Source organism: Bacteroidota bacterium, from assembly GCA_037133915.1.
Lineage (GTDB): Bacteria > Bacteroidota > Bacteroidia > Bacteroidales > CAIWKO01 > JBAXND01.
In genome coordinates this window covers 67,960-90,505 of the sequence record JBAXND010000007.1, presented here as the reverse complement: position 1 = coordinate 90,505, position 22,546 = coordinate 67,960, and the positions used below count along the sequence as shown (strand labels likewise).

14 protein-coding genes are annotated in these 22,546 nt (G+C 42.7%); 9 read left to right on the top strand and 5 right to left on the bottom strand.

From position 1 onward, the window contains the following. Nucleotides 1-23: 23 nt before the first annotated feature. On the bottom strand, nt 24-1,622 hold the full coding sequence (locus WCM76_04115) for a glycine-rich protein (protein ID MEI6764802.1): 1,599 nt from the start codon (nt 1,620-1,622) through the stop codon (nt 24-26). 90 nt (nt 1,623-1,712) lie between these two features. After that, nucleotides 1,713-3,332 carry a PKD domain-containing protein gene (locus WCM76_04110; GenBank protein ID MEI6764801.1) on the bottom strand — a complete coding sequence of 540 codons (1,620 nt, stop codon included), beginning with the start codon at nt 3,330-3,332 and terminating at the stop codon, nt 1,713-1,715. 139 nt (nt 3,333-3,471) lie between these two features. On the opposite strand from WCM76_04110, the gene WCM76_04105 reads away from it, so the two are divergent. After that, on the top strand, nt 3,472-4,341 hold the full coding sequence (locus WCM76_04105) for a DUF3822 family protein (protein ID MEI6764800.1): 870 nt from the start codon (nt 3,472-3,474) through the stop codon (nt 4,339-4,341). Continuing rightward, nucleotides 4,329-4,880 (top strand): 16S rRNA (guanine(966)-N(2))-methyltransferase RsmD, encoded by a 552-nt coding sequence (gene rsmD, locus WCM76_04100; GenBank protein MEI6764799.1) that lies wholly within the window; start codon nt 4,329-4,331, stop codon nt 4,878-4,880. Before WCM76_04105 ends, rsmD begins: the two co-directional genes overlap by 13 nt. Before the next feature lie 63 nt (nt 4,881-4,943). Here rsmD and WCM76_04095 read toward each other — a convergent pair whose 3' ends face one another. Then, entirely contained in the window at nt 4,944-7,457 is a 2,514-nt protein-coding gene (locus WCM76_04095) for a putative LPS assembly protein LptD (GenBank protein MEI6764798.1), read from the bottom strand. 160 nt (nt 7,458-7,617) lie between these two features. Between WCM76_04095 and WCM76_04090 the strand changes: the two genes are divergently transcribed. After that, nucleotides 7,618-8,781: an N-acetylmuramoyl-L-alanine amidase gene (locus WCM76_04090; GenBank protein ID MEI6764797.1), complete on the top strand. Its 1,164-nt coding sequence runs from the start codon at nt 7,618-7,620 to the stop codon at nt 8,779-8,781. 176 nt (nt 8,782-8,957) lie between these two features. Next, nucleotides 8,958-9,956 carry an MlaD family protein gene (locus tag WCM76_04085; protein ID MEI6764796.1) on the top strand — a complete coding sequence of 333 codons (999 nt, stop codon included), beginning with the start codon at nt 8,958-8,960 and terminating at the stop codon, nt 9,954-9,956. 9 nt (nt 9,957-9,965) lie between these two features. On the opposite strand, the gene WCM76_04080 is transcribed toward WCM76_04085, so the two are convergent. Beyond that, a complete protein-coding gene (locus tag WCM76_04080) occupies nt 9,966-12,044 on the bottom strand; it encodes an AIR synthase-related protein (GenBank protein MEI6764795.1) in 2,079 nt (692 codons plus the stop codon). Nucleotides 12,045-12,238: 194 nt separating this feature from the next. Between WCM76_04080 and WCM76_04075 the strand changes: the two genes are divergently transcribed. From WCM76_04075 to WCM76_04055, 5 genes are all read left to right on the top strand, one after another. After that, the gene (locus WCM76_04075) at nt 12,239-13,504 is read left to right on the top strand and encodes a hypothetical protein (protein ID MEI6764794.1); all 1,266 of its coding nucleotides are present in this window, start codon (nt 12,239-12,241) and stop codon (nt 13,502-13,504) included. Further along, entirely contained in the window at nt 13,491-15,419 is a 1,929-nt protein-coding gene (locus WCM76_04070; GenBank protein ID MEI6764793.1) for a TonB-dependent receptor, read from the top strand. The genes WCM76_04075 and WCM76_04070 overlap by 14 nt, the downstream gene beginning before the upstream one ends. A gap of 10 nt (nt 15,420-15,429) precedes the next feature. After that, on the top strand, nt 15,430-16,191 hold the full coding sequence (locus WCM76_04065; GenBank protein ID MEI6764792.1) for an SDR family NAD(P)-dependent oxidoreductase: 762 nt from the start codon (nt 15,430-15,432) through the stop codon (nt 16,189-16,191). A gap of 61 nt (nt 16,192-16,252) precedes the next feature. Further along, a complete protein-coding gene (locus WCM76_04060; GenBank protein MEI6764791.1) occupies nt 16,253-18,040 on the top strand; it encodes a long-chain fatty acid--CoA ligase in 1,788 nt (595 codons plus the stop codon). Between the two features lie 12 nt (nt 18,041-18,052). Continuing rightward, the gene (locus WCM76_04055; protein MEI6764790.1) at nt 18,053-18,613 is read left to right on the top strand and encodes a hypothetical protein; all 561 of its coding nucleotides are present in this window, start codon (nt 18,053-18,055) and stop codon (nt 18,611-18,613) included. Nucleotides 18,614-18,625: 12 nt separating this feature from the next. On the opposite strand, the gene WCM76_04050 is transcribed toward WCM76_04055, so the two are convergent. Next, nucleotides 18,626-22,390: a transglutaminase domain-containing protein gene (locus tag WCM76_04050; GenBank protein ID MEI6764789.1), complete on the bottom strand. Its 3,765-nt coding sequence runs from the start codon at nt 22,388-22,390 to the stop codon at nt 18,626-18,628. Nucleotides 22,391-22,546 lie beyond the last annotated feature (156 nt).

Below are 22,546 nucleotides of genomic sequence, written 5' to 3'. Positions count from 1 at the left end.
TTCCATTTTCATTATCAGAACGCCTACCAGGTAATTGTCACATAACCATTCCCTGATTGATATCCCTGTGTGTGGGTTACATTGGTTGCGCCGGGGTCTGTATAACTGCTTCCTCCGCCACCGCCACCGAGTCCGCCACCGCCGCCACCATACCAACCGCCGCCACCGCCGCCGCCGCCGGTAGGTCCGCCACAACCGGTTGAATTGCTATCACCTCCGATACCAAAAGTGCCCGCTGTGGCATTGCATGTGCAGCCCCAGTCGCCTTTGGCTCCACCTGCCGATGGTGTTCCACCTTGCCCACTGGGATTACAGCTGCATAAATTTCCCGGTCCGCCGGGCAGGCCGGTTGTTCCTCCTCCGTGACCACCAATCAGGGCATTTGCCGTGCATCCGTCAGCGCCACCGCCACCGCCGCCACCTGCAACAATCTTGCGGTCGTTTAATGATGTTCCTCCTATGCGGATATCTGATGCACCACCGCCACTGCCTCCTCCATAGTAAGTGTATTGAGGCTCGCCATTTGCAATTCCGCCGCCGTTGTATCCTCCGGGAAGGGCTGAAGAGCCATTTACATCATCGAGACCTGAACCGCCAACAAAAATATTGATAGTGTTCCCGGGTGTTACGGGCAGTGTTGCCTGAACCCGACCGCCAAGACCTGCTGCTGCGCTGTTGCTTCCAATGCCACCCTTTGCACCTGCCATATCAAGGGTTATTGAAGTAATGCAGGTGGGAACAGTCCATGTTTGCATGCTGCCTGTGTAAGAAAATGTCTGGCTCGAATGAGGGCAGTTGCCCACTACAATCTGCTGTGTTGTGGAACTTGAGGTGCAGCCATTCAGGCTTATTGTGAGTGATGCATCGTAGGTGCCCTGTGCATTCCAGACAACAGCCGGGTTTTGGAGGTTGCTCGTTGCCGGTGTTCCGTTTTGAAAAGTCCAACTGTAAGTTGCTCCGCTTATGGAAGGAGTAAAAGTTGTGCTTTGTCCGATGGATGGTGATAAAGGAGTCCAGGTGAATGCAGAGGAAGGGGTTTGGGTAACGTTTACCAAAACGCAGGTCTGACTGCTCGACCCACAGGCATTTCCTGCAATTACACATATACTGCCCGAGGTGGTTCCGAAATCAACGATAATTGATGTGGTTCCCTGTCCTGATACCAGTGTTGCACCGGCGGGCATGGTCCATGAATATGTGGTTGCACCCGGTACCGGTGCGATTGAATATGTAAGTCCTGTTTGTGAAGGGCATACTGTGGTGGAGCCGCTGATGGGTCCCGGAGCCTGAAGTGTGATTGCCGCATTCAGAGCAACCCAATTCGGAAGCGCCGGTGTTCCTGCATTATAATTGAAATTATCGCAATCCAGATTGTAAATCATCAATCCTTTCGCGGGAAGAATTATTGCATTGCGCTGAGCTGTCGTCATTCGCGGAATAAGCATGCCTTTATTGGTGCTTTTTACGTCAAGCATGGCCGAAGTGTCACCCGGAGCGCCTGACGTATTTAATCCGACACCTTGAGCCCTCAATGAATTTGACCAGACTGAAAAAACCATGAAAAAGATAAAAAATGAAAGATTGATTTTTTTTGTTGCTGAACGCTTACACATTTTTATCATGATGATTAAATAATTATAATATTTTATCGCATTGGAATTTATTATGCAAAGTTATACAGAAATATGTTGGAGCAATTCTGTTAATTATCATTACCAGCTTATTGTAACCATTCCATTACCTGTTTGAATACCCGGGCTGTTTGATTGGTTGGTTCCGGTGTTGTAAGAGCCGCCACCACCGCCACCATTGCAGTTTGCGCCGGGACCACCACCCGAATAACCGCCACCGCCGCCACCACCGGCGCAGTTGCAGGCGCCCTGTGCACCACCACCACCGCCATAACCACCATTGCCATTGTATCCATAGTCGCCGCCCCAGGTTCCTCCTGCGCCGCCTGATAGTGGCGTATTACCTCCGGTTGATGTGTTGGAACAACCGCTTCCGGCATTTCCCACTGAATACCAACCACTGCCTCCGCTTGCCCAGTATGAGCCTGTTGCGCTGCTGCCTCCGTTGCCGTTGACACCGGCACCCTGAGTTGCAGAATTTCCGTTCGTTCCATTATTTGAAGTTACACCATCTATTCCGACCCATGTTGACGGTACTCCGTTGCCGCCACCACCGCCGCCGCCGCCGCCGGCAATTATAAGCGGAGTGCTGTTCGAGGTGAGCCAGACAAAAGTGCCACCGCCACCGCCGCCGTCATAACTTGATCTGCTCTCGCCCTGCTGTCCGACAATGATTGATAATGATTGCCCTGCGATTGTTGAAAAATCGCCGCGCATGCGTGCTCCTTTGCTACCTGCCTGAGTAGTATTTCCGCCCTGAGCGCCCCATGCTTCAATAGTTATGGAGCATGCCGAAACTGGCACAGTCCAGGTTTGCACGCTGCCTGTATTATAACTTCCGTTTGCATTAAAAGTAACGGTTCCGTGAGAGCAGCTTGTCACGGTCAGATTATTGGATGTTGTTGTCGATACGCATCCACCCTGATTAACAACAAGTGTAACCGCGAACGTGCCGGTTGAAGCCCAGGTTACAGAAGGATTCTGAACGGTACTTGTACTCGGAGAGCCACCCTGAAAGTTCCATGAATAACCGGCGCCAGTAACGGAAGGTGTAAACGTACATGTTTGCGAAGGTGCCGGGGATGTCGGAGACCACGAGAAGGCTGACGAGGGCGGAGTTGTAATTGTAATTGCAGTACAGGTAGCAGGGCTGTTTCCGCAGTTGTTGGAAGCATATACACAGATGTCGCCGTTAGAAGTACCGAATGTCACCGTGATTGTTGTGCCTCCTTGACCTGATGTAATAGTTGCGCCGGAAGGAACTGTCCATACATATGACAATGCGCCTGGTACAGGCGAAATTGAGTAGATTACACCTGCCTGATTTTGACAAACGGTTGTCTGACCACTGATTGAACCCGGTGCGGATAAGGTGAGCGGCGAATTTACCGGAAGCCAATTGGGCGCTGTGGGTGTTCCTGCATTATAATTGATATTATTGCAGTCGGTGTTGTAAATTAGTAATCCGTTTGCCGGAAGTACGATTGCATTTCTTTGCGCAATTGTCATTCGGGGAATCAGCAATCCTTTCGTAGTGCTTTTAATATCAAGCATTGCAGATGTATCAGAGGGTGCACCAGCGGAATTTATTCCAACACCCTGTGATTTTACCGTTAAACTGAATAACGAAAAATACAGGAAAAATATTGGAATTAAATAGCCACTCTTTCCCCGAAAAATCCTGAGTATATTAGTTTTCATTAGTTACTCCTTTTAAAGTAATTAACTGCGTTTGTTTTCTGTGCAAATATACTGATAATACAAAATAATCATACCTCGCCCTGTTGTGGGTTCGGTATGAACCCTGTTTTATTAGTTCAGATTTACTATTTTTGCAGTGATGACGGAAGATAAAGGAATGAACACCGGTTACGATAAGCTGGTCAAAGCTGAAAATGCTTTGGACTATACCTTGGTGGCTGGTGTTTCTGCCAACAGCTTTTCGTTCTGTATCTTCGATAATTCTTTAAAACGCTTTCTGGCTGCAGGCTCCGAAGTTTTTGACGGAATGCACAACAACCTTCAGCTTGTTGAAAAATTGGAGGCTGTTACCGGTCGCAGGAAGGAGCTTTTAATGGATTACGGAAAAAAGATTCTGCTTCACGAAAGTGAGCGTTCAACCCTGGTTCCATGGCCCTTGTTTGATGAGAAGCAAGCTGATTGCTATCATCATTTCAATCATGTTCCTGACGACGGAGAGCAGGTATGCGTAAATCGTCTGAAGAATCCGGAAGCATATAATCTGTATTCTGTTCCGACAAATGTTGTTGGTGTTATGGAAAACGCATTCGGACCTATGGAAATACGTCATCACTCGGGCGCCTTGACTGAAGGTCTGCTCGGACGGTTTAAAAATGTTCCGGGCGGTGCGGTTACCGTGGTCAATGTAAGGTCATCAGCTTTTGATATTGTTATTATTGAAAATCAAAAACTCCAGCTCCTCAACTCATTTGCTTTCCGGACAGCCGAAGATTTTATTTATTTTTTACTGTTCGTGTTTGAACAGATGAAGCTCAATCCTGAAACGGATGCAGTACTGCTCAGCGGCAATATAGCGAAAAGCAGCCGTTTGTACGAGTTGCTGTATCGTTATATCCGTAACATCGATTTTATTGAACGGCCTGATGCTGCGGAGTACAGTTATGTTTTTGACGAAGTCCCCCAACATTATTATTATCACTTATTTCAGGCAGCCTTATGCGAATTGTAAGCGGAACACACAGGGGGCGGAGGCTCAATCCACCCAACAATCTGCCGGTACGACCTACCACTGATATTGCCAAAGAAAGTCTTTTCAATATTCTGAATAATTATATTGATTTTGAAGAAGTCCGTGTACTCGATATATTTGCCGGTACCGGAAGCATATCATTCGAGTTTGCTTCACGCGGAAGTACGGATATTACTTCTGTTGACAGCAATTTCAGATGCATTGATTTTATTGAGCGGACAGCGGTGCAATTTAAAATGGCCCAAATCACAGCCGTAAGATCCGATGTGTTTAGCTTCTTAAAATATTCTAAAAATCCTTACGATATTATCTTTGCCGATCCACCCTTTGATATGCCCGACAGAGAAAAAATTGTTGAATTGATTTTCAATAATAATCTGCTTAAACCGGATGGTTATTTCATTATTGAACATTCCCGCGATATTGATTTCTCAAAGCATCCGAATTTCTCGGAGATGCGGAAATACGGCAAAGTGCAATTCAGTTTCTTTGTGGCTGCAAACCCGGTTCAAGCATAAATTCTTCAGTACTGCTGACTGCTTACCGCTTGCTGTTAACTGTTAACTAATTATTGTTCACTGTCAGAAAGCATTGTCCCTGAAGTCGGTTTTCTTTGTGAGCTTCAGATCCTGCAGCACGCTTGCTTTCACGCGAATCGTGAGATTATAACTTTTGCGTGCTCCGAAAGGTATCCATTGGATAACCATTTCCCAGCAATGCAAATCGCGATAAATGTTGAGCGAAGTGTATGAAATATCTTTTGCATTGAAATCAAATCCGGTGGTCATACCGAATTTCCATTTACGGGTAATGTTGACATCACCTGTAATCTGCAGCGTTTGAATGGTGTCTTTCACATAACGATAGAGCGAAGGACTGAAGTTGTTCGTGAAGGTAAGGTTGTAAGCCAGATTGATGCTCCATGGGTTTGTATAGTCAACATTTCCGTCAGGATGATAAGTTGTCTGACCACTGCCTTTTGATGTTTTTTTGCTTTTAAAATCATTTGAGCTCAGGCTCCAGTTGAGTCCGATGCTGTATTTTGCTGTTGCACTTCGGAACAGCCGACGGTTCACATCATACTGAAAGGTGTTCATCTTCACACCGCTTGTATCATAATAATACGGATCCCACGAACCGTTATAGATAAGGTCGATGCGTTTGAAAAGCTTGGTGCGTCCCGTAACGTAAAGATTGTCCCAGTTAAGTGAATCGCGTGCAAGGTCGTAAGCTGTGCCAATCGTGAGATTTTCTATCAGGACAACTTTTTTAGTTCCTGTTATTGTGTCTTTTTTTGACCGGACCTTCATCTCGAGATTGTTGGATATCGCAATGTTCACTTTTCCTGATGCACCATCTGAAGGGGTTCCGTAATTACCATTTTCATACACAGAATATTTGCGGGAATGTCCCAGTGTATCGATGGTTGTATATTTATAATAGCCCCAAAAGGGCGTTCCGAAATCAGGCATGTAAGTAAATCCGACACTTGGTGCAATAACATGACGCAATGCTTTGACGGGACCTTTTTTAAACTGGTACATTCCATATAGACGCGTACTCAGCGATGTACTGACATTAAAATCGTGGACCGGAAAAAATCCTCTCAGCGTATCGGTGTTCAGGTAAGCCGTGTCTGTTGACCGCAACCATTGTTTATCGACTTTTTGAAAATACCAACGCTCGTTTAAATTGAGGCTGTTGGTCCATGTAAAATATTTAAGAACTTTTACGTTGCTGCGTATTGGAATGCTGTGCGAAACGCCATTTTGCATTTTTTCGAGGCTTTTCTGAGACAGTATCAGCGAGTCAATGGTGCTGAGCACATTTTGTGCATTCATCATATAACCCACGCTGATATTCTCGTACCATTTAAGGTTGCCGACGCGCTTTTTCTTGCGCAAAGGATAAAAAGTATTTACCGACAGGCTTATGGCGGGCGCAGTCAGCAACACTTCGTGTGTTCCTGTATTTTGTTTATAACCGAGATTAATGCTGAAATTGGCGCGTCCGCGGGCAAGACCGGTCTGGTAGGCAATACTTGATTCGAAATCGTTCGAAAGATAATCGCCGGTTGTTGATGGGTTGTAACGGTTATAGCTGCTTGTACCGGCATTTACATTGGCGCTGAAAAGGCTGTTGGGCCTGGCTTTCGGATCCTGTTGATGTTGCCACCTGATAAAGAAATCTTTTTTCTCTTCATACCCCGGAAGCTTTTTGTCGCCTGAAATATTCACGGCGTAGTTCAGGTTGAGCATGCCGGAATACTTGTATTTTTTTTTGTAATTGGTGAATATTTTGGCCGCCCAGCTACCGCGTGTGTAAATATCGCCACGGAAGGCAATGTCGAGGTAATCGTTTACACCCCAGTAGTAGCCGCCGTTCTCAAAGAAGAAGCCCCGGTTTGCCGATTCTCCGTAAGTTGGCAGCAATATCCCTGAAAGCTGACCTTTTTTGTTGGGGAAAAAGCCAAAGGGTACAAACAGAGGTGTGGGAACATCTTCGATAACGAGGTATGCCGGACCGGTAATAATCTTGTCATCAGGAATTACCCGGGCTTTAAAAAATCGAATCTCGTAGTGTGGGTGCCGGCGATCGCAGGTAGTATAAAGTCCGTTTTTAACATTGGTGGCATTGTCCTCAAAACGCTTTACCAGATTGCCGTGAAGATAACTTTCGCCTTCATGGGTGATGATATCAGAGATAAGACCTTTTTTAGTTTCAAAATTGTATCGCATACTGAGTGCGGTAAAACTTTGAGATCCCTGTGTGAATTCAGGCCGTCCGTATTCTGCGCCCAGAGAGTCATACCGCGTATCGGCAAACAATGTATTTTTGTTGAAATCCAATTCAACATAGGCCGCCTTAAGTGTAATATCGTCGTAATAAATCTCTACATCACGATAGAGATACATTTTTTTTTCGCTGATGTTGAATCGTATTGAATCGCTGGCTTTGTAATTTATTTTTGATTCAATGGCATTTTTGGAGAGAGATTTGCGGATGGAGTCGGTGCTTAAAGTATCAGGAGCTGCACTCACGCTGTCATTTTTTGCTTTAATCGTATCCTGCGAATAGGATTGATGAGGTAACAAAAAAATACAGAGTATGAGAACAAAAAAACAGTGTGCGCGTTTAGTTAATAAAGTGGTTGACAATTTTACTCGTTTAATGGAAATACCTTCGGGCGGTTCATTTATTTTTGTCGCAAACTGAACTCACCAAAGGACAAAACTAATCAAAATACAAACTCTGATGAAACGCATTGTCTTATTTTTTGTTGTAATGAGTCTTGGTATTTTGTTTTCTTTTCGTGCTGAAAAGCCTAAAGGAATTGTGATACGGAAGGTTGTGATTGATGCCGGACATGGTGGTCACGATCCCGGTGCACTAGGTAAATCAGCTAAAGAAAAGGATGTTGCCCTGGCCATCGCCCTGAAGCTTGGTAATTTTATCAAGACAAATTTTCCTGAAATTGAAGTAATTTATACCCGCAAAACGGATGTTTTTGTGGAGCTGTATAACCGGGCAAAAATCGCTAATGAAAGCCACGCCAATCTTTTTATCTCTATCCATTGCAATTCAGCAAAAACAACAACGGTCTCCGGTACAGAAACGTGGGTAATGGGACTGAATAAAAGCGCTGCCAATCTTGATGTTGCTAAAAAGGAGAACAGTTCAATCTTACTTGAAAGCAATTATACCGCTCAATACGACGGTTTTGATCCAAACTCCCCTGAGGCGAATATTATTTTTAGTCTGTTTCAGAATGCCTACCTGGATCAGAGCCTGGAGTTTGCAACGAAAATTCAAAAGCAATTTACAGAACGGGCGGGAAGGGGAAGCCGGGGCGTTAAGCAGGCCGGATTTTTAGTGCTTTATAAAACCACGATGCCGGGTGTTCTCGTCGAAACTGGCTTTATCAGCAATCCTGCCGAAGAGGCTTTTCTGACTTCTGAGAGCGGACAATCAGTCATTGCTTCGGCTATCTATCGTGCATTTAAGCAATACAAAGATATGGTTGACGGCAATCATGGAGCCGAACAGGATAGTGGGACTGAGGAACCACAGGTTCAGGATACACCTCCCCAAGACACGGTGGTGGTACATACCGATAAACCGGTGAAACATGATGCCTCTGCACAGGAAATATTTTTTAGAGTTCAGTTTGCTACATCCTCTAAACAGAAACCCTTGAATTCGCCTGATTTTAAAGGTCTTTCAGAAATAAAAATGTATGTGCAGAACAATGTATTCAAATATACTTCCGGCAATTTTACAACACTTGAAGATGCTGTGAAGCAACAGGCAGAAGTTCAGAATAAAGGCTTCAAAGATGCCTTTGTTGTGGCCTTTCTGAACGAAGAACGCATTTCTCCGTCTGAAGCGGTTAAGCTGCTTTCACAACAAAAAAAATAGGAATTCGCCGACCAGAGCGATTGCCGTGTAACAATATGTTTATCAATATTTAGCACGGTAATAACTGTCTGAATTGTTGCTTAAAACACTTCCATTTTTGAAAAAAAATAGGCAGAATGGATGCTGTAGCAGGTTTTTAAAAATAATTGCTACATTTGCACACCTATATAAGTAAAATGGCATTTAAAATCAAACGGGAAGTTAAGATAGCGGTGATATTTATTATCACACTCGGTCTGTTTTACTGGGGTTTTAATTTTCTGAAAGGCAAGAATTTACTACGGAAGGAACGAACATTTTACGCAATTTACAATCAGGTGAATGGCCTTTCCGAAGCAAATCCGGTGCTCGTAAACGGATATAAAGTCGGTCAGGTTAAGGATATCAATTTTATGCCCGATGGTTCAGGGCGCATCGTTGTTGAGTTTATTGTAACCAATAATGATGTTCGCATTCCGGGCAATTCTGTGGCTAATTTGTTTTCCTCCGATATTCTTGGTTCACGCGCTATCGAAATTAAGCTCGGCAATTCTACCGTGGCTGCACTCAACGGCGATACACTGAATACGCTGGTGCAGTCATCATTGGGCGAGGAGGTGAGTTTACAGATGAAGCCCATCAAGCAGAAGTTTGAAAACGTTATGCTGTCAATCGATTCTGTACTTGTGATTATCCGCAGTGTATTCAATGAAGAAACCAGAGCCAACCTGACACTGAGTTTTGAAAGTATTAAATTCACTATTCAGAATCTGGAACACACGACTTTTAACATAGATACGCTTGTTACAACTCAAAGAGTAAAGTTGTCTGCGATTATCGGCAATGTTGAATCCATTACTTCCAATATTCGGAAAAACAATGATAAAATAAGTAACATCATTGTAAATTTTTCTAACATAAGCGATACCATCGCAAAAGCAAATATTGCGCAAACGCTTGAAAATACTAACAAATCATTGCAGTCTTTTTCGACTATCATCGAGAAAATAAATCGTGGTGAAGGGAGTTTGGGAATGCTTGTGAATAATGACAGCTTGTATAAAAACCTGCAGGGAACCTCATCTCAACTCAACGAACTTGTTGAAGACATCAAGCTGAATCCTCAGCGATACCTGAATTTTTCGGTATTCGGCAAAGGCGGTAAAAAGAATAAATATACTCCGCCCAAAAAGTAATTTCGATTTCTATAATTTCCCTGAGGCTTCCGAATTCATTTCAAATGTTCGGTGCCATGCATCTTTCATGTCTTTGATTGTCCCGAATGAAATGTCGTCAACCCTTACGGCACCTTTGGTAACATGACCCAGCAGTGTTGCCTGAATCTTCGCGTTGAACATATAATCAATGAAGTCCGATTCATTGTCGGCATCAACTGTTACGGCTACGCGGCTCTGTGCTTCTCCAAACAGAAATGCATCTTCGCGAATCTCGGAATCGGTTGTAATATCAAAACCGAGGTCGCGCTGAAATCCGCTTTTTACAAGTGCAGTGAATAAGCCGCCTGTAGAAATACTCTGTGCGGAATTGATTAAACGACTTTGGATCAGGCTGTGCACATGATGCTGCAAAATGAATTCCTTATCGGGATTGAAATAGGGCGGAGGTGATAAAATTACTCTGTGGAAGGTATTTAGGTATTGCGAAGAATTTATATCGTTTCTCGATTCGCCTATTAAGAAAATTACGTCGCCTTTATTTTTAAAACCGGCCTCAAGTCTGCCCGATTTATCGTCAATTATTCCCATCATACCAATCACGGCTTCTGGAAAAACCGGTTGTAATTCTGTCTCCGTTTCTGCTGAGCTGCAAAAGTTAACCTTACTTTCATTAACTACAAGGTTGAATTTACGACAGGCATTATTCAACCCTTTGGTTGATTGCACATATTGCCAGAATTTTGCAGCGTCCTGAATATCTCCAAAGTTCAGGCTGCAGGCAATAGCCTGCGGTTGGCCACCCCTGCATACAATTCTTCTTGCTGCTTCTGCAACTGTGATTTCTGTTCCAATGCGCGGATCGGTATAAACATAACGTGGATTGCAGCAAAGGCTTGCTATAAGTGTTTTTCCCGAATCGGGGATTTGATAGTGAACGGTGTCTGATGCCGGATTAACAGTATGCGGGAGCTCCTGATTCAGATGCGAACAAATATCAGGATGTCCCAACAACAACCTGACAACCGGTCTGAGATCGCCGGGCTGGGGAACGGAATCAATATTAAATTTGCGCGATTTCAGATGGTATTCGGGTTCTTTGGATTCTTTCCGGTAAACGGGGGCGCCACGCCCTGCAACTATTGATACCGCCGGGATATTCACAATCTCTTTCCCATGTGTGTAAATTGTGAGTTGCTCTCCCGAACACAGCTGACCGATTTGAGCATAATTCAATTCCCAGAATTTAAATAGCAGTTCAATTTCAGTTTCACGGTCTTTTTCGCAAACAAGCAACACTGCCTCATTTTGTTTGTTAATAAGCCGTTCAATAGCATCTGTTTCTGTCTGGAAGTCGGAAATTTTCTCTGTGTGAATGCTTATACCACAGCTTCCGTTTGCTGCCATAATTGCGGCTGTATGAATAATGCCGCCATCGTTTACTGACATGATGCCGGTGGCGGCTCCGGTTTTAATTATCTCGTTGATTGCACTCTTCAATTTTGAAACATCGTCGGAGGTATAGGCAAAATACAGAGAATTGCCAACACCATGAGCAATGTTGGTCAGCACGTTGTTGGCGCGCGCAAGCCCCACCGACAGCACGTTTTGCATGGGTATACGCTCATGGAACTGATCAAATTGAAATTCGTAATCAGCATGAAACTCATTAGTTTCCCCATTGATGTCAATGCAATTTTTTAGCTGCGCCTGTGCGGATTTGGATTTTATTGTGCCTAATCTCAACCTGCGGATTTGTAGAATTTCTTTTGCTCCGTTTATCCAGAATCCCGAATAAGCATTCGTTGCATATGGGATTTTATCTGTAGTTCTGATGCTCACCGTGCTTGCAAGTCCTTCGCCAAGGTCAATAAAACCGGTGCTTTTATTTCCCGGCCTTATCAACGTCTGAGGTCCTTCGACCGGGAATCTTTTAACATGGTAAATAGAATTTTTAAAGGAAATACACTCTTGCCACAATGTGGCATACACGCATGTTTCGGCGGAATTGGGCTCACGATGAAGTAATGACTTTACCAGTTCCGTTTCTTCGGATGTCAGTGTCGGCAAATCTTTTGTTGGGTTGACTATTGTCTTATTTTTTTTCATTATTCGCTTCTTCAGATTATCGCAAAGGTAGAAATATTGCACTAAAAGAAGGAGGGCTTTTTATTAATTGCATAACGGGATGTGCTCAAACAGCGTATTTTTTAATTTCATTATCTTTGTGCCGAAAAAATACGACTGTGGAGATTATACTAGCAATATTATATTGTATACTTTTTATCTTTTTGATATACAAATTGAAGTTTTTTCAGATCGACGGTTTTTCTCCCAGGGCCGTTTCGGTTGTATTTCTGATAAAAGTAATCGCCGGTGTAGTTCTTTACATTATCTACAGTCATTATTACACCGACCGCAATACTGCCGATATTTTCAAGTATTTTGACGACAGTAAAGTGATGTATGATACTCTTTTCACAAAACCACGCGACTTCTTTCAAATGATTACCGGCATTGGAAACGATACGCCATATTTTAATCAGTATTATCATCAGATGAATAACTGGTTCAGGGTTTTTGAGAGTAATATATACAACGACAGTCACACAATTATTCGTGTAAATGCCCTGATGCGCGTGTTTTCCCTGGGTTATTATAATGTCCATACGGTTTTCATGTGCTTTCTTTCTCTTACCGGTTTAGTAGCCTTGTATAAATTTTTTGTGCCCTTTATGCGCGACCGCCGGAGAGAACTGTTTTTCGCTGTTTTTTTACTCCCATCAGTTCTTTTTTGGGGCTCCGGTGTTCTTAAAGAAGGAATCCTGATTTTTGGTATGGGTATGCTGATTTATTATACTGATTGCCTTGTGCGCGGTAAGGAGCGTATCAAAAGTTTTCTCTGGCTATTTGCGTCTACAATACTTCTGCTTTACGTTAAATTCTATGTGGTGGCAACACTTTTTCCACTGCTTATTGCGCATGTTTGGTGTGTTAAAACTTCATACCGTCACGCGCTGTTGAAATATGGCGGAGTGCTTTTGATTGCTGCGGTAGCCGGATTAAACCTGCATTATCTGTTGCCACAATTTGATTTTGTTACAATTGCAGTTCAGAAACAGCACGATTTCATTAATCTTGCCAATGAAGTAAAATCAGGCAGTATCATTGGAATGGCGCCGCTCGAATATTCGTGGATAAGTTTGCTCAAGAATACACCTCAGGCATTTTTTAATGTGCTGTTCAGGCCCTTTATTTTTGAATCGGGTTCGCCCTTATTTCTGCTTGCCGGTGCTGAAAATATTATGATTATTTTTATTGCTGTTGTTTGCCTTATCTATGCAAATTTCAGACCGGTCAATAAGGGAATACTGAGCTTTGCTTTGATTTTCGCGCTTTTTACGTTGGCACTTACCGGTCTTATTACACCTGTAATTGGCGCCATTGTAAGATATAAAGTGCCGGCGCTTCCCTTTCTGATTATTGCGCTATTCCTGATATTTGATAAGGAACGTTTTTTAAGACGCTTTCCATTTTTTGAACGATTCTTGAGAGATGATGGTGAATAAAACTTTTTTTGCAATCCTGCTTTTTATAAGCTCATGGGTGAACGTGTTTGCCCAGTCAGATACCATTGATATCAGTGGCGTTGAAGTTCAGGCCGGTCGTGCTTCCATTGTATGGTCGGGCGCTTCAAGGGTGGTGGAAGTTATTACCCGCAAAGAAATTGAGACCATGCCGGTCAGCAATCTCAATGATTTATTAAAATATGCGCTGAACGCGGATATTCGTAAGCGTGGTACCGGCGATGTGCAGGCAGATATCAGCATTCGCGGCAGCTCCTTTGAACAGGTTTTGGTGCTTCTGAATGGCGTCAGTATGAATGATCCGCAAACAGGACATCACAAACTTGATATCCCGGTTGACCTTGCCGATATTGAACGAATTGAGATATTACAGGGTTCGGGTAGCCGGATTTTCGGACCCAATGCCTTTGCCGGTGTTATCAATATCATTACCGGTCATAGTGCCGGACCCAATATTCATACTGACTTGTCTTATGGGAGTTTCGAAACGCTGCTGGGAACGATTGCTTCATCTTTCAGCATAGGAAAATCAAATCATTATATCAGTCTTTCGGGTAACAGCAGTGATGGATTTATTGCGAATACTGATTATGCAACAGCCAAAGCCTATTATCGTGGTGACATTGCCGTGAATAATGGAAAATTAGGTGTTTCGGCGGGCTGGATGAATAAGGAATTTGGCGCACGCGGATTTTACAGCCCCAAATATCCCGATCAATATGAAGCTACCCGAACAGAAATGGGCAGCATTGATTTTTCATATGGTAAACGATTCAAGATTGAGCCTAAAGTGTCGTGGCGCCGTCATCACGACCGCTTTGAATTGTTTCGTAATGAAGCGCCATCATGGTATCGCAATCATAATTATCATATGTCTGATGTTATTGATGCCGGACTTAATCTTTCGTACCAATCGCGGGCAGGCATCAGCAGTGTTGGATTAGAGTATTCCTATGAACATATTTTCAGTAATGTTTTAGGCGTTTTGCTTGATGATACACTCAGCGTACCTCAGGAATCAAAAGGCTTTTTTAATCGTAGTGATGCACGAAAAAATGTTGACATTTTTATTGGGCACGACCTCAGCATTCATCGCTTTTCGGCATCTTTAGGAGTCCTTTTATATTGGAGTGATGCCTTTGGATACAACTACTATCCGGGAATTGATTTGAGTTTACGGGTAGGAAAAAATTCGCGTGTTTATGCTTCGGTTAATAAATCACTTCGACTCCCGTCATTTACTGAATTGTATTATAAAGGGCCTGTAAATATTGGCAATAGCGAGCTTAAACCCGAAGAATCGTGGTCGTGCGAAACGGGCGTCAAATACGCTGAAAAGTTGATAAAGGCGCATGCATCCGTATTCTATCGTTATAGCTTTAACCTTATAGATTGGATACAAACGCCGGGCGAAAAAATATGGCATACTGAAAACCTCACTCGCATCAATACCTGGGGTGTTGAAGCGTCGTTGGATTTTGATTTTGATAAAATATGTGATGAGAATTGTTTGGTGGAACGGCTTCATGCTTCATATTCCTATCTTGATATGAATAAAAATAGCGGGGATTTTATTTCATATTACGTTTTGGATTACCTGCGTCATAACCTTGGAATTACGGCGAACATTCGGCTGATGAAAGATCTGAGCGTGGCACTTGGCGGGCGATATTATTCCCGCGAAGGTTCTTATATTTCTTTTCCTTCAGGACTGGAATCTTCATGGAAGCCTGTGTTTCTGGCTGATGCCGGACTTAAATGGAATTTGAATCCAATTGAATTTAAAGTGGATGCAAACAATATTTTTAATACGGAGTATTTTGATTACGGAAATATTTCAATGCCCGGTTTTAATATTAATTTCGGTTTAGTGTGCAACATAGGATTAAAGAAATAAATACACAATCATGAGAACAGTTTTTATCACAGGCGCTACGAGTGGAATTGGAGAAGCTACAGCGCGGAATTTCGCGGCTGACGGAAATCGCCTGATTATATGCGGCCGTCGTAAAGACCGGCTTGAAACATTGGCAACTCAGCTAAGGAATGAATTTGGAATTGATATACTGCCTCTTGTTTTTGATATTTCTTCTCTTGCCGAAACCCGCGATGCTATTGAAAATGTCCCGGATTCGTGGAAAGAAGTGGATGTTCTTATAAATAATGCCGGTCTTGCCGCCGGATTGAACTTGTTGCACGAAGGCGAAATTGATGACTGGGAACGTATGATTGACACCAACATCAAAGGACTTTTGTATGTAACCCGACTTATTGCTCCCGGAATGATTGCTAGACGACGCGGACACATTATTAACCTCGGTTCCATTGCCGGCAGGGAAGTATATGCCCGTGGCAATGTTTACTGCGCCACAAAGCATGCTGTTGATGGGCTTACTCAGGCAATGCGCATTGATTTCGTTCCTTTCGGTATAAAAGTTACGCAGGTTGCTCCGGGCGCTGTTGAAACGGAGTTCGCCCTGGTACGCCTGAACGGCGATGCGGTTGCTGCCCAAAAAATTTATGCCGGTTATGAACCTTTGCATGCTCATGATATTGCCGGAATTATTCTTTATATCGCCAATTTGCCTGCGCATGTTAATGTGAATGACATTTTGATAACGCCTGTAGCTCAGGCAAATAATCATAACTTTTTTAAAAATGGAATTTAGGAATCTCAAGTTTAAAAGCATTAACTTTGAGTGATATTTAATAAAAAAGCATTTCAATACTATGGAGGATAATATCACACGAATTTTTGATCTGCTGCCGCGTTATCTTAAAAATTTCCCCAAAGAAGATGTTTTTGCCGGAAAGGAAGATGGTGAGTGGATACGTTACAGCACCCGGTCATACGTTGAAATTTCGAATTATATCAGTTACGGGCTTCTGGCACTCGGTGTTCGCAAGGGTGATAAAATAGCTACAATTACCTATAACCGACCCGAATGGAATTTCCTTGATATGGGCATTCAGCAGGTGGGCGCGATACACGTTCCGGTGTACCCGACTATCAGCGAAGCAGATTATAAATATATTCTTACTCACGCTGAGGTTACCTATGTTTTCGTTGCGGGCGAAGATATGTTTCGGAAAATTGAAAATATTCTGCCCGGAATTCCAACGCTTAAAGATATCTACACATTTAAAAATCTACATGGGTTCAAACACCTGAATGAGTTGATACGCTTAGGTTGGCAAAATCAGGTAAAAGACAAGCTGGAGCAGATAAAGGATAGCATTGGCACGCATGATGTTGCCACCATGATTTATACTTCGGGAACAACCGGAATACCAAAAGGAGTGATGCTTTCGCACGCGAATATCATCAGTAATTTTTTAGCTGTTTCACCTATTCCGCCCGTCGGTTCTGAAGGGAAAGCGCTCAGCTATTTGCCGCTCTGCCACATTTATGAACGCATGTTAAACTACATGTATCAGTACCTGGGCATTTCTGTTTATTATGCGGAAAATATGGGTACCATTGCCGATAATATTAAAGAAATTCATGCCGATATATTGGCTACAGTTCCGCGATTGCTGGAGAAGATTTTCGACCGCATTATCAATAAAGGCAGAAAGCTGCCGAAGGTAAAAAGGAAATTGTTTTTCTGGGCTGTTGACCTTGGGTTGCGCTATGAGCCAAATGGTAAGAACGGTTGGTGGTACGGCTTTCAGTTGGGAATTGCGAATATGCTTGTATTTAAAAAATGGCGCGAGGCGCTGGGTAATAATATCAAAGTAATTGTTTCGGGCGGCGCGGCACTACAGCCCAGGCTGTCACGGATTTTCTGGGCGGCTAAAATTCCGGTACTCGAAGGATACGGATTAACAGAAACCTCGCCGGTAATCGCTGTCGGCAATTTTGCAAAAAAAGCAGATTACTTTGGTACCGTCGGACCCATTTTGCCCGGTGTTGAAGTGAAAATTGCTCCCGATGGAGAGGTGCTTTGTAAAGGACCGAATATTATGCTTGGCTATTACAAAGACGAGGAACTCACTCGCAGCATTATTGATAACGAGGGTTGGTTCCATACCGGCGATATCGGTATTGTTACTCCTCAGGGAAATCTGAAACTGACAGGAAGAAAAAAAGAGATTTTTAAAACATCGTTTGGAAAATACATCAATCCCGGGCAAATCGAAGATAAATTCAAAGAGTCGACACTCATTGATAATATTATAGTGCTGGGCGAAAACGAGAAATTCGCGGCAGCACTTATTGTGCCCGATTTCAGTGACTTGAAAGCCTGGTGCGATAACAAAGGTATTGAATATACTACCAATACCGAGATGATTACGCATCCGTTGGTTAAGAAGAAATTTCAACGTGTCGTGGATTATTACAACGGCTCATTCGGTGAGACTGAACAGATAAAACGCTATGAAGTGATGGACAACGAATGGTCAACGTTTACCGGCGAGCTTACACCGACTTTAAAATTGAAACGAAATTACGTCGTTAAAAAATACGAAGATGTGATTCATAAAATGTTTTCAAATGGCAATGGAATAATTTAACACCCGCTGAATATGAATAATAAAATTTTGATTTTAGTAAGTGTACTGCTGCCTGCAATAATGCTGTGCTCATGCGGTGGTGAAAAGAAAAGTGACAATAAAACGGTACTAACTGAGCGTATTCAGTATCCCGTTTTTATTAAAAGTCCCTATGGTGATGAAGGCGACTGGTGGAAAGAAAATATGGAAGGCGCCAAACGTGAAAAGCTGGTGAACTGGATTTTTGAGATGGCTTACAGTGGAAAAATCAAAGCCTACGATTACGACAATAAGCCGCTTACCGTGTCGGAAGTAAAAGCCATCGGCAACCGTCGTGATACCGTTCGCCTCACCCGGCCAAACCCACCTTACGATGAATATGACTCAGTGATTGTTGAGAATTTTGACCGTCGCGATGTGCACCGTATTACGTTTCTTGAAGAATGGTACCTCGACGAGAAAGCACTGACCTTTGAAAAGAAAGTAGTGGGCTTGTGCCCTGCTATTACAATGTACACCGACAGCAGTGAAGTGAAGGGCTATAAACCGATGTTCTGGCTTTACTTCGACGACAAATATCCGGTGAAAGAATAGCTGTTGGTCCTTCTATTTTATAGCTATCTGTTTCCCGTCAGCGCTCACCACTTTCTTGTAGAAATCTGCAAATTCATTTATCTTGTCAAGTGGAATCTTGTCAGTCTTATATTTGAGCTCTCTGGTAGCTTTAACCGTATTTTTTACAACAGCAAAGGTTAGCGTATAGTCGGCTGCAAAACAAGAATATTTGATTGTCTTTGGGGTTTCTGCAAGATAGCGTCCTGCCGGGATTGTAATAGTTATCGTCTCAACGTCAGAATCACCAAAAGCAGCCTGATAGAGGTCATATGGATATTCTCGTTTTTTATTGAAGATAAAATCCTTTGCGTTCGTCTTGGAACCCCATGGCAATGTAAACAGCGAAAGTCCGGTTACCTGCATCAACGCGTTGGAACCGGTATAATCATAGCTGTATTCAACAGTGTCTTTGTTGCTCTTGAGATTTTTAAACTCAAAAGAGTTCAGCTGCACATTAGGGTATTCACCGGTTAGTGCTTCAAGCAGATTTTTTTCCTGCTCTTTTTTGCCAAGGTCACGATACGTAGAGCGTATGCTTGCGGCCCAGGTTCCGGTCTTATAGTTTACTTTAGAGATGTTAAGATCGTTTCCGTCGATGGTGATTTTGGTAATCCTGGAAACAATATTTTGCGCACGAGATTCAGATTTAAACGGTTCAAGTTTTACGTTCGTTCTATCCTTTTCGCTCACAATATCAAGGGCAAGAGCATTGTTCAGGTAGTATGCAACTGTGCCAAAAGGCATGTAATCTGATGTGAGTTCAAGATAATAATTTTTGCCGTCGATGGTGGCGCGAGCTATGCAATGATTGAAATCTATGGATGGCAGCAGCAAATCTTTTTCACCGTTGTCGCGTGTATCAACAAGCATCACTCCGGCAGGCACATCTATTTCGCGGCACATAGCAACGAATAACGTTGACACATCCTTACAATCGCCAATCTTGGTATTTAGTACCGTTGACGCTTTTTGCGGGACGAGTCCGCTCTGCCTGAAAGATACTGAACTATAGCGGATATTGTTCACAATATAGTTATAGATTTCTTTTACTTTTTCGAGTTTGGACAGGGACTCTTTGCCTTCAAATAATTTGCTTACGGTTTCTTTTACTTCAAAATCTGATTTTGCCTTTGTGGATGAAATATCATAATACCAGTTTGAAACAAAGTTCCAGTCGGGGAACGACGAAACGTATAATATATCTGCGACATCCGAAAACTCCGGCATTTTATCTTCATACTTTATAGATGGGCTGTTCTTGCTTTCCCAGGTGTAAAGGTTGAATTCAGTGAGCGCTTTAAATGTGCTTGGTATCTCTTTATTCGAAAAGCGTGTTTCGAATTTTATCTTTGGTGCAATGAGCAGGCTGAATTTAGAGTCAAGGATAGGCGACCCGCAAGAGAACCGGTGATAATCGTAAAAATAGGGGTACAGCTTGCCGGTCAGGTAATTCTCAATCTTGTATTCAATGTGAATAGCATCTCCCGGTTCGAGGGAGGTAAATACAACCTGCGTTTCATTGGTCTCAGCTTGCACCTTACCACCATTGGCTTTCATTACTTCAACTTTTTCAATAATTAAACGCTGCATGTTGGTTTTGCCTATGTTGTAAGTCTTCCATGAATCAACGCCATCGCTGTTAAAAACTTTTACAATTAAAATATGTCTTTCTTCTGACGTTCCTTCGGCGTACACCACTTTTTCTTTACTGTTCAGCAGTATCAGACTGTTGTCTTCGGGCCATGCATTTGCGTCAGGTGCATTTTTATAGATAGCTTCCGCATCTGTTTTTTCAAAATAATCGAATACTTCTTTATCACCTTTGATTTTTCTCAGGTTCTTGCGATTCTCATAACCGTTGGGCATGAATTCTATTGATTTCTCATAGGCATCAACGGCGTCTTCCGTTTGGGCTTTATTCTCATATACTTTGGCTAAATCAGCCCATCGCGATCCGGCAAAAGGCATGAATTCAAGTGTTTTTTTATACCACTTTTCGGCCTCGGTATATATTTGCAGACTAAAATAAATATTGCCCATTATCCGGGTATAGTTTGAATTTGAGGGATTCATCTGCACCAGTGTTGAGTATATATTCACACCTTCCTGAACCATCCCTGAATTAAAATAATCACCGGCAAGCTCTTCCATTACATCATTGCGGTAATGTGTTTTCAGATACTTCTTCAAAAGAGGAATCCCTGCTTTATAATTTTTTTGTGATTTTAAAATGGAATGCTTGAAGTCGACAAAAGTGTAATTATTGGGAAATTTCTTGTAAGCCTCGTCAATCATTTTTGTGAGGTTTTCCTGCTCATTTTTTAGTGCCGTAAGCTCTATCCGTTTTTGAAGCGTGGTTTCGTCTTCGCCTGCAATTTTCTCCAGCTTATCAAGGTATTCACTCGCTTTGATATAATTTTCCTTGTCTATTTGCTCTTGATATAGCAGTAACAGCGACAGGTAGCTCTCCGGGTCATTTGCTTTAAGCCATTCCAGCGCGGATGATACATCGGTATAGTCTTTTTCGGAATCATAAACACTGATGAGCTTATACAAAACATAACTGCACTTTGGAGCAATTTCCTTTGCCTTCAACAGTACCTTGCGCGCCTCATACGTCTTTTCACTGTGCAGATAGGTCACCGAGAGCAGCAATTGCCCAAGTAAGCTGTTGGGTTGCTTCTGAACATAATCTTTGAAATAGCTTTCCGCAAAATTCTCAACTTTTTCCACTTTTGTTTCAAGCGATTTATAATTTTTGTCGCGAGTGTCGGCTTTGATATCAGGAATTGGATTTCCGCTGTCATCTGTTATCCTTACCATGAAATTAAAGCGTTGAATATCGCTTGCGCCAATCTGAAGCAGCAGGCGGTTATTGCCTTTATTCAATTTTAGCTTCACAATGTAAGTGTCCACATCGTTATTGCGTTCTTCCACTTCGGAAATTACAAGCTGGTCATTGAGCCATGCTTTTACTGACCCCGATGTTCCTATACGTAATTGTACTTCCTTATCTGAAGCGCATTGAAGAAAGGTCTGAGCAAAAACTATGGCGTCATCCGCAAAGAAGTAGTCCGTGAGGTCAACCCAATTATCCTGACGAACTTTTGGTAAGTCGAACCATCGAATTTCAGCATTGTACTTATTCTTGAAAACCTTGTCTTCATTGGGGAAAAGAATCGGGTCATAAGACTTGTCAAATCCGCAACCCGACATGTTTTCAAAACTTCCGGTAGCCTGCCACTTTGTTATTGCACCCATTTTATCGAATTCGGCCTGCGATTCTTTGAATTTGCGGATGTTGCGATAGTACCACCCCAAAGTTGAATGTGCCATGGCCCTGATTGTGCCTTCTATTTTTGGATTCTCGGCCACTTGTTTAATGAATTTTTCTTTTGCGGGATTTGCAGAGCTGAGGCCAATATCTACAAAAGTATTCCATAACGCATATGTATAGGGATACGGATCGGTAGACAGGTTATAGAAATTTACAAATTCTGTGAATGACGTTTTATCATCGGCAAAATATGATGCCACCAGCGCCAGGCCCAAGTGTGCCTCTGCGGCCGAACCCGGATCAGCGGTGGCTTCTTTGAATTCTGTTCGGGCATCATCAAGGTCATTGATACCGAAACTGCTCCATCCTTTACTCAGCGACGATTGAGCTTTTGCCGGATTGACAGTTAAAATAAATGAGATGAGCAAAGCGCTTAAAACGATTTTTTTAAGGCGTGGAGTGTGTTCAGTATTTTTCATAAATTCCGTTATTTAAGTGTTAATGGCTGCTTTGATTTGGGAGGTAAACACATTGTTTTAAATAATAAATTAATGGATACGCTATTTACGCTGTAACTATACTATACATTTTGTTGAATGTAAGTCGCTGAAATATAATAGTATAAAAATAGCGTT